Origin of the sequence: Streptomyces sp. NPDC092296, from assembly GCF_044755465.1 — a bacterium.
Classification (GTDB): domain Bacteria; phylum Actinomycetota; class Actinomycetes; order Streptomycetales; family Streptomycetaceae; genus Peterkaempfera.
Window position 1 is genome coordinate 41,951 of record NZ_JBIVRB010000013.1, and the last position, 14,325, is coordinate 56,275.

The window sequence follows — 14,325 nt, forward strand, 5'->3', positions numbered from 1 at the left end:
CTTTCCAGAGATGACCGTCGTCAAGAGCCCGCTCTCCGACAGCGACCAGCGAGTCACCGGCAATGCGCTGCAGAGCGCCCTGGTGGACCTGCTCGACCTCTCGCTGGTCGCCAAGCAGGCGCACTGGAACCTGATCGGTCCGCGCTTCCGCTCCGTCCACCTCCAGCTCGACGAGGTCGTCAGCAACGCGCGGGCCTATGCCGACACGGTGGCCGAGCGCGCCTCGGCCCTCGGCATCAACCCGGACGGCCGGGCCGCCACCGTCGCCAAGACCAGCGGCCTGCCGGACTTCCCCTCCGGGTGGGTGCGGGACACCGAGGTGATCGAGGCCCTGGTCGCCTCGTTCGCGGCGGTGATCGACCGGATGCGGGAGCGGGTCGCGGCCACCGAGCGGCCCGACCCGGTCACCCAGGACCTCTTCATCGGCATCACCGCCGAGCTGGAGAAGGAAGCCTGGATGTTCCAGGCGGAGAACGCGCGCTGACCCCGCCGACGGCGGCCGCACCGGGCCGGGTGCGGCCGCCGTCGTGTGTGCGCTGCTGGTGATCCGTGCTCTGTCCCGCTCCCGTGCCCTCCGCTCCGGTGTTTCCTCGCTCCGGTGTCCCCGTGGAGGCCGAAGGAGGTGGTTCGATGTGTCCGGTCCCGATATCCCGCCTGGTCTCGTCATCCCGTCCGGTCCCGTTGCTGCGTACCTGGGGCCGCAGGGCCGTGCGGGGACTGCTCGCGGCTCCACCCCGGCGCTCCCCGGCGGCGTGGGCGGTCGCGGCCCTGCTGTCCGCGCTCGGCTGGTGCGCGCTGCTGGCGGGGGTCGTCCGCCCCGCCGGGGTGGCCCTGACGGCCGCGGTGGTCGCGGTCGGCGGCTGGACGCTGAGCCTGCTGCCCGTCCACTGCGACCCGAAGCGCACCGCACCGGCCCGGCGGGCGGGCGGCGCACCGCTCAACGGCTCGGACGCGCCGCCCTGGACGCCGTCGGAGCCGGACCCCGCTGGCAGTGCGGACACCAGTAGCTGATCCGCTCCAGCGACGGGTCGGACCGCTCGGCGACGGCGATCGGGGTGCCGCAGCGCAGGCAGGGCCGGTCGGCCCGGCCGTAGACCCAGTGCCGGCGGCCGGGGCGGGTGTCACCGGTGGTGACGTGGCCGTGGCGCAGCTTGTTGGCGTCCAGCGCGCGGTGGGCGAGGTCCACCAGCCGCTCGGGGTGCGGGACCTCGGCCGTCGGCGTCCAGGGGGTCACGCCGCGCAGGAAGCACAGTTCACAGCGGTAGACATTGCCCAGACCGGCCAGGTTGCGCTGGTCCAGCAGGGCGTCGCCCACCGGGCGGTCGGGCTGGGCCAGCAGGCGGCGCAGGGCTTCCTCCGGGTCCCAGTCCGGGCCGAGCAGGTCGGGGCCGAGATGGCCGACGGCGCGCTGCTCCTCGGCGGTGGGCAGCAGCTCCAGCACCGGGAGGCGGTAGCCGACGGCGGTGCTCTCCGCGTTGCCGAGGACGGCCCGTACCTGCCAGTCGGGGGCGGTGGTCCAGCGGGCCCCGGCCCGGTGGATCTGCCAGCGGCCGTCCATCCGCAGATGGGTGTGCAGGGTCCAGCCGCCCTCGATCCGGATCAGCAGGTGCTTGCCCCGGGGGACGACCTCGGTCACCCGGCGGCCGACCAGGTCCACGGTCGCCAACCGGGGCACTCGCAGATCCGTCACGGTCAGTACCCGGCCCGCGAGCGCCTCGCGGAGCCGGGCGGCGGCCAGGTACACGGTGTCACCTTCGGGCACGGCTCCATGATGCCTCGGCCGGGGCATCAGGGGTGGTGACTGTGCACGGGCCGCCCGTCAGGGGGGTGGGGAGCCGCCCACCATGCAGCTTCGTGGAGCGCAGCACGTGTGGAACATCCCCGCCTGGGGTGGGGGGAGCTGTCCGGGTGAGTGTGCACGTCGATGGTGGGTTGTTCGCGCGGTTCCTCGCGCCCCTGGAGCCCCGGCGGGGGTCAGGCGCGGAGGCGTAGGCCGCGGGGGGTGGGGTGGAAGCCGGCCGCTTCGAGGGCGCGGCCGAGGGGGGAGGTGAGGGCGGCCTCGCCGTTGGCCCGCTCGACGGTGACCTTGCCCAGGGCGCCCTCACGGACCGCCAGCGCCAGGGCGTCGGTGGCCCGTTGCAGCTGCTCCGGCTCGTCCGCCCAGGCCAGCAGCGACTTGCCGCCCCGCTCCACGTACAGCGCCAGCGCACCGTCCACCAGGACGACCAGCGCGCCCGCCTTCCGGCCGGGCTTGTGGGCCGGCCGGCCGGCCTCCGGGCCCGGCGGATCGGGCCACGGCAGTGCCGCCCCATAGGCGTTGGCCGGGTCGGCGGCGGCCAGTACCAGCGCCCGTGACCGCCCGTCAGCCGCACCGCTCCAGCCGTCCGACCCGGCCGACGCCGACCGCTCCAGCGAGCTGTTGACGGCCCGTAGCCGGTCCACCGCGCCGTCGGTGGCGAACTGGGCGGCGCCCAGGCCGTCCACCACGTACCCCCGGCGGGCGCGGCCGTTCTCCTCGAAGGCGGAGAGCACCCGGTAGGCCGCCGCGAAGCCGCCCGGCACCCGCTCGGCGGCCACCGCGCCCCGGGTGACCACGCCGTGCCGGTCGAGCAGCGCCTGGGCGACGGCGGTGGCCCGCAGCGTGGCGTCGGCCGCCCGCTCGGGGAGCAGCGCCCAGCGCCCGGCGGTGGTGGGTGGCCCGGTGCGCGAGGTGCGCCCGGCGTGGCCGCCGAGGCCCCGGCCCGCGCCGCCGATCCGGCCGCGCGGGGTGGCCCGGGGCGCCCGGTGCGCGGTGGCGCCCGCCGTACGGCCGGAGCCGAGCAGGGCCCGCATCGGGCCCAGGGTGTCATTGGTGACGTACCCGGCCCAGGCGAGGTCCCACAGTGCGTCCGCCAGGTCCGGATCGGACGGCGGCGGAGCGCCCCCGGCGGTCGCGGCGGCGGTGGCCCGGTCCGCGAGCTGGCGGAAGAACAGGCCGTAGCCGCCCGCCAGCGCCTCCAGCAGGGCGCGGTGGACGGGGGTGCCCTCCAGCGGCTGCGGGGCGGGGAGCAGCAGCTGGGCGGTGTCCGCGAGGTGCAGCGAGAGCCAGCCGTCCTTGCCGGGCAGCGCGCCGGCGCCGGACCAGACGACCTCGCCGGCGGCGGTGAGCTCGTCCAGCATGGCGGGGGAGTAGTCGATCATCCTGGCCGGGAGCACCAGCTTCTCCAGGGCGGAGGCGGGCACCGGGGCGCCCTGCAACTGCTCCACGGCGCGGACCAGCCCGTCGAGGCCGCGCAGCCGCCCGGCACCGATGTGCTGCCACTGCGGCAGGAAGGCGGCGAGGGCGCGCGGCGGCACCGGTTCGACCTCGTGGCGCAGCGCGGCCAGCGAGCGCCGCCGCAGCCGCCGCAGCACCTCGCTGTCGCACCACTCGCTGCCGCTGCCGCCGGGCCGGAACTCGCCCTGCGCGATCCGCCCGGTGGCGGCGAGGCGGTGCAGCGTGCCGGTGACCACGGCGGTGCCCAGGCCGTGGCGGGCGGCGGCGTCGGCCGCCGTGAACGGGCCGTGGGTGCGGGCGTGCCGGGCCAGCAGGTCACCGAGCGGGTCCTTGACCGGTTCGGTGAACGCCTCGGGGATGCCCACCGGCAGCGGGGTGCCCAGTGCGTCGCGCAGCCGCCCGGCGTCCTCGATCGCGGCCCAGCGCTCCTCGCCGGCGATCCGCACCCGGATGGCGCGCCGGGCCGTCTCCAGCCCGGGTGCCCAGTCGGCCTCGGCGCCGCGCGCGGCCAGCTCGGCGGTGCTGAGCGGGCCCAGCAGCCGCAGTGCGTCCGCCACGCCCTCGGCGTCCCTGATCCGGCGGTCCGGGGTGAGCCGTTGCAGCTCCGCCTCCAGCTCCGCGAGGACGCCCGGGTCCAGCAGTTCGCGCAGCTCGGCCTGGCCGAGCAGTTCCGCGAGCAGCCGGGAGTCCAGCGAGAGGGCGGAGGCCCGCCGCTCGGCCAGCGGGGAGTCCCCCTCGTACAGGAACTGGGCGACATAGCCGAACAGCAGCGAGCGGGCGAACGGGGAGGGCTCGGGGGTGGTGACCTCGACCAGCCGGACCTTGCGGGTCTCGATGTCGCGCATCAGCTCGACCAGACCGGGCACGTCGAAGACATCCTGGAGGCACTCGCGGACCGCCTCCAGCACGATCGGGAAGGAGCCGAACTCCGAGGCCACCTGGAGCAGCTGGGAGGCACGCTGCCGCTGCTGCCACAGGGGGGTGCGGCGGCCGGGGCTGCGGCGCGGCAGCAGCAGGGCGCGGGCGGCGCACTCGCGGAACCGGGAGGCGAACAGCGCCGAGCCGCCGACCTGGTCGGTGACCAGCTGCTCCACCTCGGCCGGGTCGAAGACGGCGGCGTCCGCGCCGAGCGGTGCCTCGTCGGCGGCGGATGCCGGGGCGGCGGGCTGCTGTGCGGCGAACGGGTCGGGGAACGGGTCGGGGAAGCCGTCCGGGCCGTCGGCCGGGAAGTCCAGCAGGTCCGCGTCGGGCAGCCGCAGCACGATGCCGTCGTCGGCGTGCATCACCTGCGCGTCGAGCCCGTACCGCTCCCGCAGCCGGGCACCGAGCGCCAGCGCCCAGGGGGCGTGCACCTGGGCGCCGAACGGCGAGTGCACGGCGACCCGCCAGTCGCCCAGCTCGTCGCGGAACCGCTCCACAACCACCGTGCGGTCGTCGGGGACATGGCCGCACGCCTGGCGCTGCTCGGTGAGGTACGCCAGCACATTGGCCGCCGCCCAGTCGTCCAGCCCGGCGGCGGCCAGCCGGGCGCGGGCGGCCTCCGGCGCCAGGCCGCCGATCTCGCGGACGAAGGCGCCGACCGCGCGGCCCAGCTCCAGCGGGCGGCCGAGCGCGTCGCCGTGCCAGAACGGCAGCTTGCCCGGCACCCCGGGGGCGGGGGAGACCAGCACCCGGTCATGGGTGATGTCCTCGATCCGCCAGGAGGTGGTGCCCAGGGTGAAGACGTCACCGACCCGGGACTCGTAGACCATCTCCTCGTCCAGCTCCCCGACCCGGCCGCCGCCCTTCTTGGGGTCGGCGCCGACCAGGAAGACCCCGAACAGCCCCCGGTCGGGGATGGTGCCGCCGGAGGTGACCGCGAGCCGCTGCGCGCCGGGGCGGCCGGTGACGGTGCCGGCCACCCGGTCCCAGACCAGCCGGGGCCGCAGCTCGGCGAAGGCGTCGGAGGGATAGCGCCCGGCGAGCATGTCCAGCACCGCCTCGTACGCCGACTGCGGCAGCGCGGCGAACGGGGCGGCGCGGCGGACCAGGGTCAGCAGCTCGTCGACGTCCCAGGTGTCCATGGCGGTGATGGCGACGATCTGCTGGGCGAGGACGTCCAGCGGGTTCTTCGGGATGCGCAGCGACTCGATCCGGCCGTCGCGCATCCGCTCGGTCACCACGGCGGCCTGCACCAGGTCGCCCCGGTACTTGGGGAAGACCACCCCGGTGGAGACCGCCCCCACCTGGTGCCCGGCGCGGCCGACCCGCTGGAGGCCGGAGGCCACCGAGGGGGGCGACTCGACCTGGACGACCAGGTCGACGGCGCCCATGTCGATGCCCAGCTCCAGGCTGGAGGTGGCGACCACGGCGGGCAGCAGACCGGCCTTGAGCTGCTCCTCGACCACGGCCCGCTGCTCCTTGGAGACCGAGCCGTGGTGGGCGCGGGCGAGCACCGGCGGCGCCCCCCGGTCGCTGCCCGCCTGCGCCATGAGGGCGGCCGGGGAGTGCGATTCCGGCAGCGGCTCGCCGGTGGCGCGCTCATGGGCGATCTCGTTGAGCCGGTTGCACAGCCGCTCCGCGAGGCGCCGGGAGTTGGCGAAGACGATGGTGGAGCGGTGCGCCTGGACCAGGTCGGTGATCCGCTCCTCGACGTGCGGCCAGATGGACGCCTCCCCGGCCGGGCTGCCGGCCTCGCCGTCCGGGGTGCCCGGCCGGCCGGGCCGGCCGCCGGACAGCTCGCCCAGGTCGGCCACCGGGACGACCACCGACAGGTCGAACTCCTTGGCGGACGGCGGCTGGACCACGGTGACCTTGCGCTGCGGGCTGAGGAAGCGGGCGACCTCGTCCACCGGCCGTACGGTCGCGGAGAGCCCGATCCGCCGGGCGGGCCGGTCCAGCAGCTGGTCGAGCCGCTCCAGGGTGAGGGTGAGGTGGGCGCCGCGCTTGGTGCCGGCGACCGCGTGCACCTCGTCCAGGATCACCGTCTCCACGCCGCGCAGCGCCTCGCGGGCGGCGGAGGTGACCAGCAGGAAGAGCGACTCGGGGGTGGTGATCAGGATGTCCGGCGGGTGGGTGGCGAAGCGGCGGCGCTCGGCGGCGGGGGTGTCGCCGGAGCGGATGCCCACCTGGACCTCCGGCTCGGGCAGCCCGAGCCGTACCGAGGTCTGCCGCAGGCCGGTCAGCGGGGCGCGCAGATTGCGCTCCACGTCGACGGCCAGGGCCTTGAGCGGTGAGACGTAGAGCACCCGGCAGCGCCGCCGGGGCTCGGCGGGCGGCGGCACGGTGGCGAGCCGGTCCAGCGAGGCGAGGAAGGCGGCCAGGGTCTTGCCGGAGCCGGTGGGCGCGACCACCAGGACGTCGGAGCCCTCGCCGATGGCCTGCCAGGCGCCCGCCTGGGCGGCGGTGGGCGCGTGGAAGGCACCGCTGAACCAGGACCGGGTCGCGGGGGAGAAGCCGGCGAGCGGATCGCCGGGCTGCCGGTCGGGGGTGCGTGGTGCCATGACCCCATGGTGCCGCGCCGCACTGACAGCGGGCGTGGCGGCAGGGGTCCCGCATCCGGTGCAGTAGATCAGGGCATACCGACCTATCCGCTCATATCGTATGAAGACCCCCTGTGGTCTCCCGCAGGTGCCCGGCGATGGGTGGAGGCGCGGTGCGGCAGTTCCCGACCCCTGGCCACGGGCCGCGCGCCGGCGGGCACCGGCGCCTGCTGTTCCGCTCCCTGCTGGTGCTGTCACTGGCCGCCCTGCTGCTCGGCGGCGGCGTGCCGTACATGGCGGGGCCCGGCCGCTCCTACCTCAGCTACCTGGTCCTGGCCGCCGCTGCCGACCCGGCCGGCGCGGCCCTTGCCGGGCGGGAGGCACGCGCCGCCGGCGGCACGGTGGCGCAGGAGTACCCGCAGATCGGCGCGGTGCTCGCGTACTCCGCAGCCGGCCGCTCCTTCACCGACCGGCTGCGCCACCGCCCCGGCATCGCCGCAGCGGGCGCCACCCGTACCGTCGCCACCTCCGCCCCGCCCGGCCGACTGGCCGGCGAGGGTGACTTCCAGGCCGGCGGCCGCTCCTGGCAGCCGCACGACGACGCCCCCGGCCACGCCGCCCTGCTGCCCACCGACGACACCCCGACCGTGCCCGACCCCCATGAGCGGCCCGCCTGGAACCTGCGGATGATCGGCGCCACCGCGCCCGGCGTGGACACCGCCGCCCTGCTGGGCGGCATCGGCACCGGCGCCGACCGCACCCGGGAGGAGCTGCGCCGGGTCCTGGTGGCGGTGCTGGACTCCGGCGTGGACGACACCCACCCGGACCTACGGGACGCGGTCGACCCGGACAGCTCCGCCTCCTGCGCCGACGGCCGCCCCGACCACCGCTTCGGCGCCTGGCGCCCCGAGCAGAGCATCGGGGAGAGCGGCCACGGCACCCATGTGGCCGGGATCATCGGCGCGGCCCGGAACGGCGACGGGGTGGTGGGGGTGGCGCCGGGCGTACGGATCGCGGCGGTACGGCTGCTGGGGGCGCAGGGGCAGTACTACGCCGAGAACATCGTCTGCGGACTGCTCTGGGCCGCCGACCACGGCGCTCGGGCGATCAACGACAGCTACTTCGCGGACCCGTGGAAGTACAACTGCCCCGAAGACCCGGACCAGGCCGCCATCATCGCCGCCGTCGGCCGCGCGGTGCGCTACGCCCGGGGGCGCGGCGCGGTGGTGGTGGCCTCGGCGGGCAATGACGCGCAGGACCTGGGCGCGCGCCGCACCGACGGGCGCAGCCCCAACGACCGGCTGACCACCGCCGCGCCGCCGGTCCGCACCCTGGGCCCCGAGTGCGTCCGGCTCCCCGCCGAGCTGCCGGGGGTGGTGGCGGTGAGCGCGGTGGAGCGGACGGGGACGATCGCGGGCTACTCCAACTACGGCGGCGGCCGGATCGTGCTGGCCGCGCCGGGCGGCGACCCGGACGGCGGGGCCGGTGGCGCCGTGGTCTCCGACTGGCCGGGCGGCCGCTACGCGGCGCTGGCGGGCACCTCGATGGCCGCCGCCCATGTCACCGGCGCGGTGGCGCTGGCCGCCGCCGCCCACCCGGGCGACGGCTCCGACGCGCTGCGGGCGGTGCTGACCGGGGCCGCGCTGCACGGGCGCTGCCCGGTGGGGGCCGGGCTCTGCGCCGATCCGCGCTACTTCGGGGCCGGGGTGCTGACGGTGCCGCCGGAGCCGGGCAGCGGCGGCGGACGGCCCGGCAGCGGGTGAGGCCCGGCCCGCCGACCGGTCGGGCGGGGCGGCGGTACGGCAGCGGAGGACGCCCGCTGCGTACGGCACGCCATCGGACGGCACCCCCGTGGGGCGGCGCTCACCTGCTCCGGCCCTTCGGCCCGCAGCACGGCCATGGCCGCACCCTGGACAGTCGGGCGCCCTTCCTGCGGGTGGTCGGCGCGGCGGTGCTGGTCACGGCCCTGGTGCGGATCTGGGCGGGCTGACGGGACGACCGCGCCGGGGCGGGATACTGGGCGCATGCGGCTGACAGATTTCTGGCGGAGGATGAATGACCACTTCGGGGAGGCGTACGCGGACAGCTTCGCCCGCGACCATGTGATGACCGAGCTCGGCGGGCGCACCGTGCACCAGGCGCTGGACGCCGGCTGGGAGGCCAAGGACGTCTGGCGCGCGGTGTGCGCCGCGATGGACGTGCCCGCCGCGCAGCGCTGACGGGATCGGGGCGGGGGCTGCCGGGGCCGGGGCGGGGCCGCCGACCGCGATGGGCGAGACTGGGGCCCGTGACAGGCAGTGACGAACCCCAGGAGACCCCGGCCGCCATCGGCCGCCCCGAGCCGGCGGCCCGGGAGGAGACAGCCCGGGAGGAGACAGCCCAGAAGGAGACAGCCCGGGAGGCGGCCGCCGTGCCCGGGGCGGGCCGCTCCTCGCTGTTGCGGGGGGAGGGCATGCCGCGCTGGCTGCCCCGGGCGCTGCTGCTGCTGTTCGTCTTCGCGGGGCTGTTCGAGTTCGCGGACTGGGCGTTCCACCAGCTGATCGGCCTCTTCACCCTGCTGCTGGTGTCCTTCTTCCTCTCGCTGGCGATGGAGCCCGCGGTGGACCGGATGGCCGCCCGGGGGGTGCGGCGCGGTGTGGGCACCTTCATCGTCTTCCTGGCGGTGCTGGTCGCCGGCGGCGGCTTCCTGGCCGCGCTGGGCACCCTGCTGGTCGACCAGGTCGGGCAGGTGGCCAAGAAGCTGCCGCAACTGCTCAACGACCTGATCGGCTGGGTCAACAGCACCTTCCACACCGATGTCACCCTGGACCAGCTGCAGCAGCGGGTGCTCCAGGACTCCGGCGACGTCGAGAAGTACGCCCAGCGGGCCGCCGACAACATCCTGGGCGTCTCCACCACGCTGATCGGCGGCCTCTTCCAACTGTTCACCATCGCCCTGTTCACCTTCTACCTCACCGCGGACGGGCCCCGGGTGCGCCGGACCGTCTGCTCGCTGCTGCCGCCGGCCAAGCAGGCGGAGGTGCTGCGGGCCTGGGAGATCGCGCTTGCCAAGACCGGCGGATACATCTACTCGCGCGCCCTGCTCGCGCTCTTCTCCGCGGTCGCGCACGGCGTGGTGCTCTACCTGCTGCACATCCCGTACGCGCTGGCGCTCGCGATCTGGGTCGGGGCGGTCTCCCAGTTCGTGCCGACCATCGGCACCTATCTGGCCGGGGCGCTGCCGATGCTGGTGGCGCTGACCGTGCGGCCGGTGGACGCGCTCTGGGTGCTGGCGTTCGTGGTCGTCTACCAGCAGGTGGAGAACTATCTGCTGCAACCCAGGGTGACGGCGCGGACGGTCGATGTGCATCCGGCGATGGCGTTCGGGGCGGTGATCGCCGGGGCCGCGCTGCTGGGGGCGGTGGGCGCGGTGATCGCCATTCCGGCGGCGGCGACCCTCCAGGGGTTCGTCAGCACCTATGTGAAGCGCTACGAGGTGGCGCAGGACCCCCGGATCGACCTCGGTGAGGCGCGCAGGCAGCGGCGGCAGGCGGCGGCGCGCCGGCTGCGGCGGCTGGTCTCCCGGGGACCGGGGCGGCTCTCCGACCGGGACGGCGGGAGCGGTGGCGGGCCCGGGAGCGGTGGCGGGCCCGGGAGCAGTGATGGGGGCGGGACGCCGGGCGGTGGCACGTCGGGTGGCGGCGGCGAAGGTCCAGGTGGCGGCGGGGAGGACGGCCGCGGCTGAGCGGGTCGCGGGGCGCCCGGCGGTGCCGCGTTCCCCGTGAATCGAACTTGTGTTCTGTATGCTGGATCGCGGCGAGTTATCCACAGGCGGGGCCTCTCGGGGCCGATTGTCAGTGGTACGCGCTAGCGTCGATGACGATGAAGCGCACAGCACAGACCAGCAGGGTGGAATCCATGGCAGGTACCGATCGCGAGCGGGCTCTAGAGACCGCGCTCGCACAGATCGAGCGACAGTTCGGCAAGGGATCGGTGATGCGGCTCGGCGACGAGGCCCGCGCCCCGATCGAGGTCATTCCGACCGGCTCCATCGCCCTGGACGTCGCCCTCGGCGTCGGGGGCCTTCCGCGCGGCCGCGTGGTGGAGGTCTACGGGCCGGAGTCCTCCGGCAAGACGACCCTCACCCTCCACGCGGTGGCCAACGCCCAGCGGGCGGGCGGCATCGTGGCGTTCGTGGACGCCGAGCACGCGCTCGACCCCGACTACGCCAAGCGGCTGGGCGTCGACACCGACGCCCTCCTGGTCTCCCAGCCGGACACGGGCGAGCAGGCCCTGGAGATCACGGACATGCTCATCCGGTCCGGCGCCATCGACCTGATCGTGATCGACTCGGTGGCGGCCCTGGTGCCGCGCGCCGAGATCGAGGGTGAGATGGGCGACTCCCACGTCGGTCTCCAGGCCCGGCTGATGAGCCAGGCGCTGCGGAAGATCACCGGTGCTCTCAACCAGTCCAAGACCACCGCGATCTTCATCAACCAGCTCCGGGAGAAGGTCGGCGTGATGTTCGGCTCCCCGGAGACCACCACCGGTGGCCGGGCGCTGAAGTTCTACGCCTCGGTCCGCCTCGACATCCGCCGGATCGAGACCCTCAAGGACGGCACCGAGGCGGTCGGCAACCGCACCCGGGTCAAGGTCGTCAAGAACAAGGTGGCCTCGCCGTTCAAGCAGGCCGAGTTCGACATCCTCTACGGCGTCGGCATCAGCCGCGAGGGCGGTCTGATCGACATGGGCGTCGAGCACGGCTTCGTCCGCAAGTCGGGGGCCTGGTACACCTACGAGGGCGACCAGCTCGGCCAGGGCAAGGAGAACGCGCGCAACTTCCTGCGCGACAACCCCGACCTCGCGGACGAGATCGAGAAGAAGATCAAGGAGAAGCTGGGCGTCGGCCCGCGCGTCGACGCTCCGGCCGATTCGGCGGACCAGGCCGCCGGTGCGGCTCCGGCCGCTGCGGCCGCTGCCGAGGGGGCGTCGGCCAAGCCGATCACGGCCACCGCCGCCAAGACCACGGCCGCCAAGAAGACCGCGGCCAAGGCCTGAGCAGCCGATGCGGAACGACACTGAGTCGCCCGTCCCCGGTGAGCCACCGGAGACGGGCGACTGGGGCCCGCTGGACTGGTGCGCCAGCGGCGCGGTGGGTGCCGCCTGGCGGCAGCCCGCCCCGGGGTCCGAGCAGCAGGGCGCCGAGCGGCCGGGCACCGAGCGGCGGCCCGAGACCGGGCGGCGGTTCGGGGGCGGCCGGTACGACCCGGCGCCGCCGTTCCCGGCCGACGACCGGGAGCGGCCGGCTCGCGCGGACCGGCCGCAGCGGCTGCGGCGCGGCGGTCGGTCCCGTACCGGGCCGGGCCGTTTCGGGGCAGACGGTTCCGGGCCGGACTCTTCCGGACCGGACTTTTCTGGGCCGGACTTTTCCGGGGCGCCGGACGGTTCCGGATCGGCCGGCGCCGACCCGGCCGGGCCGGGTGCGGCCGAGGAGGTGCGCGACCCGGCGGCGCAGGCCCGCGCCATCTGCCTGCGGCTGCTCACCGGCTCGCCCCGCACCCGCAAGCAGCTGGCGGACGCCCTGCGCAAGCGGGGCATCCCCGAGGAGGCAGCAGCGGAAGTGCTCTCCCGCTTCGAGGACGTGGGGCTGATCGACGACGCGGCCTTCGCCGACGCCTGGGTGGAGTCCCGTCACACCGGGCGCGGGCTCTCCCGCCGCGCCCTCGCCCGCGAGCTGCGCACCCGGGGGGTCTCCGGGGCGGTGGTCGAGGAAGCCGTCGGTCGGCTCGACCCGGAGCAGGAGGCCGACACCGCGCGGGCCCTGGTCGACCGCAAGCTGCGCGCCACCAGAGGTCTGGACCGCCAGGTGCGCATCCGCCGCCTCGCCGGAATGCTCGCCCGGCGCGGCTATCCCGAGGGCCTGGCGCTCCGGGTGGTCCGCGAGGCGCTGACCGCCGAGGGCGAGGCCGCCGAAGAACTGGACCGGTGGTTGCCAGACGGTTGAGCAGAAGTCAATCAGCGATCACATCTTGACCGTTTCGTGACCTGGATCTAGCCTCACAACTAGTGAGGGAAGCGGCATGACTCGAACATGCCACCGGTCGGCCGTATCGACTGTCCGCCCCCTGCCGGAAGGCCCCTCACCGTGCCGCTGCGCCAGCAGCGGAGCAGGCGCCGGGACGGGAGTGGGCCACATGGGGATCGCGCCGACCGCCGGATCTCTGGTCCCGGTGGCAGCTGCGGTGCTGGTGGCCGCCGTGCTCGCCGTCGGAGCGCTGCTCCAGCACCGGCTGCACACCGAGGCGAAGCGGGAGACCGAGGCGGCCCGCAGCGAGCTGCGCCGGGCGCGCAACGAGCTGGAGCGCCGCGAACAGCGGCTCACCGAACGTGAAGACCGGTTGGACGGCGAACAACGCCGACTGCTGACCCTGCATCATGAACTCGACGACCGGGCGGCCCTGCTGGAGGACGAGCGGCGATTGCTGCTGGAGCGCGCCGCCGGGCTCACCGCCGAGGCCGCACACGCCGAGCTGGTCCGCGCGGTGGAGGTGCAGGCCAAGCGGGAGGCCGCCGTCCTGATCCGGGATCTGGAGAACAGCGCCCGGGAGCAGGGCGAGCAGCGGGCCCGCGAGATCATCGCGCTGGCCGTCCAGCGGCTGGCCGGTGAGCAGACCGCCGAGTCGGCGGTCTCTGCGGTGCGGCTGCCGAGCGACGACATCAAGGGCCGGATCATCGGTCGCGAGGGCCGCAACATCCGCGCCTTCGAGTCGGTGACCGGAGTCAATCTGATCGTCGACGAGACACCCGGCACCGTGCAGCTCTCCTGCTTCGACCCGGTCCGGCGCGAAGTGGCCCGGCTGACCCTGGAGACGCTGGTCACCGACGGCCGCATCCACCCGCAGCGGATCGAGGAGGTCCACCTGCGCTCTGCGGCGGAGGTCGAGCGGCTCTGCCTCCGGGCCGGCGAGGACGCCCTGCTGGAGGTCGGCGTCTCCGACATGCACCCCGAACTGGTCCGGCTGCTCGGCCGGCTGCGCCACCGCACCTCGTACGGGCAGAACGTCCTGCGGCACCTGGTGGAGTCCGCCCAGATCGCCGGGACCATGGCGGCCGAACTGGGGATGGCCCCCGCGCTGGTCAAGCGCTGCGCCCTGCTGCACGACATCGGCAAGGCGGTCACCCACCGGGTCGAGGGCAGCCACGCCGCGATCGGCGCCGAGCTGGCCCGCCGCTACGGCGAGCCGGACGAGGTGGTGCACGCCATCGCGGCCCACCACGGCGAGGTGCAGCCCAGCACCGTGGAGGCAGTGCTCACCCAGGCCGCCGACGCCTGCTCCGGCGGCCGCCCCGGCGCCCGCCGCGAGTCACTGGAGCTGCACGTCCGGCGGCTGGAGCGGCTGGAGGCCATCGCCGGTGCCCATGAGGGCGTGGAGAAGGTCTTCGCCATGCAGGCCGGGCGGGAGGTGCGGGTGATGGTCCGGCCGCACGCCGTGGACGACATCCAGGCGCAGGTCATAGCGCGCGAGGTGGCCAAGCAGGTGGAGCAGGAGCTGACCTACCCCGGCCAGATCCGCATCACCGTGGTCCGGGAGAGCCGGGCGACGGAGTTCGCCCGCTGACCGGCGCACT

10 protein-coding genes are annotated in these 14,325 nt (G+C 75.2%); 8 read left to right on the forward strand and 2 right to left on the reverse strand.

Going from position 1 to position 14,325, the window contains the following annotated elements:
- The first annotated feature begins 10 nt into the window (after positions 1 to 10).
- Both ACIQGZ_RS23415 and ACIQGZ_RS23420 read left to right on the forward strand, forming a co-directional pair.
- Positions 11 to 484 carry a Dps family protein gene (locus tag ACIQGZ_RS23415; protein ID WP_402604866.1) on the forward strand — a complete coding sequence of 158 codons (474 nt, stop codon included), beginning with the start codon at positions 11 to 13 and terminating at the stop codon, positions 482 to 484.
- A gap of 224 nt (positions 485 to 708) precedes the next feature.
- A complete protein-coding gene (locus ACIQGZ_RS23420; RefSeq protein WP_402604869.1) occupies positions 709 to 1,011 on the forward strand; it encodes a hypothetical protein in 303 nt (100 codons plus the stop codon).
- On the opposite strand, the gene ACIQGZ_RS23425 is transcribed toward ACIQGZ_RS23420, so the two are convergent.
- Positions 938 to 1,762 carry a DNA-formamidopyrimidine glycosylase family protein gene (locus tag ACIQGZ_RS23425; protein ID WP_402604871.1) on the reverse strand — a complete coding sequence of 275 codons (825 nt, stop codon included), beginning with the start codon at positions 1,760 to 1,762 and terminating at the stop codon, positions 938 to 940. The genes ACIQGZ_RS23420 and ACIQGZ_RS23425 overlap by 74 nt on opposite strands.
- Before the next feature lie 212 nt (positions 1,763 to 1,974).
- Positions 1,975 to 6,738 (reverse strand): DEAD/DEAH box helicase, encoded by a 4,764-nt coding sequence (locus ACIQGZ_RS23430; RefSeq protein WP_402604874.1) that lies wholly within the window; start codon positions 6,736 to 6,738, stop codon positions 1,975 to 1,977.
- Between the two features lie 152 nt (positions 6,739 to 6,890).
- Between ACIQGZ_RS23430 and ACIQGZ_RS23435 the strand changes: the two genes are divergently transcribed.
- The 6 genes from ACIQGZ_RS23435 to rny all read left to right on the forward strand — a co-directional run bounded on the left by ACIQGZ_RS23435 (position 6,891) and on the right by rny (position 14,315).
- A complete protein-coding gene (locus tag ACIQGZ_RS23435) occupies positions 6,891 to 8,480 on the forward strand; it encodes a S8 family peptidase (RefSeq protein ID WP_402604876.1) in 1,590 nt (529 codons plus the stop codon).
- 261 nt (positions 8,481 to 8,741) lie between these two features.
- Positions 8,742 to 8,936, forward strand: a complete 195-nt coding sequence (locus tag ACIQGZ_RS23440; RefSeq protein WP_402604879.1) for a DUF3046 domain-containing protein — start codon at positions 8,742 to 8,744, stop codon at positions 8,934 to 8,936.
- A gap of 68 nt (positions 8,937 to 9,004) precedes the next feature.
- On the forward strand, positions 9,005 to 10,441 hold the full coding sequence (locus tag ACIQGZ_RS23445) for an AI-2E family transporter (protein WP_402604881.1): 1,437 nt from the start codon (positions 9,005 to 9,007) through the stop codon (positions 10,439 to 10,441).
- 173 nt (positions 10,442 to 10,614) lie between these two features.
- Positions 10,615 to 11,754, forward strand: a complete 1,140-nt coding sequence (gene recA, locus ACIQGZ_RS23450) for a recombinase RecA (protein WP_402604884.1) — start codon at positions 10,615 to 10,617, stop codon at positions 11,752 to 11,754.
- A gap of 94 nt (positions 11,755 to 11,848) precedes the next feature.
- Complete coding sequence (recX, locus tag ACIQGZ_RS23455) at positions 11,849 to 12,700, forward strand: recombination regulator RecX (protein WP_402605109.1); 852 nt, start codon at positions 11,849 to 11,851, stop codon at positions 12,698 to 12,700.
- Positions 12,701 to 12,890: 190 nt separating this feature from the next.
- The gene (gene rny, locus ACIQGZ_RS23460; RefSeq protein WP_402604887.1) at positions 12,891 to 14,315 is read left to right on the forward strand and encodes a ribonuclease Y; all 1,425 of its coding nucleotides are present in this window, start codon (positions 12,891 to 12,893) and stop codon (positions 14,313 to 14,315) included.
- Positions 14,316 to 14,325: the final 10 nt, after the last annotated feature.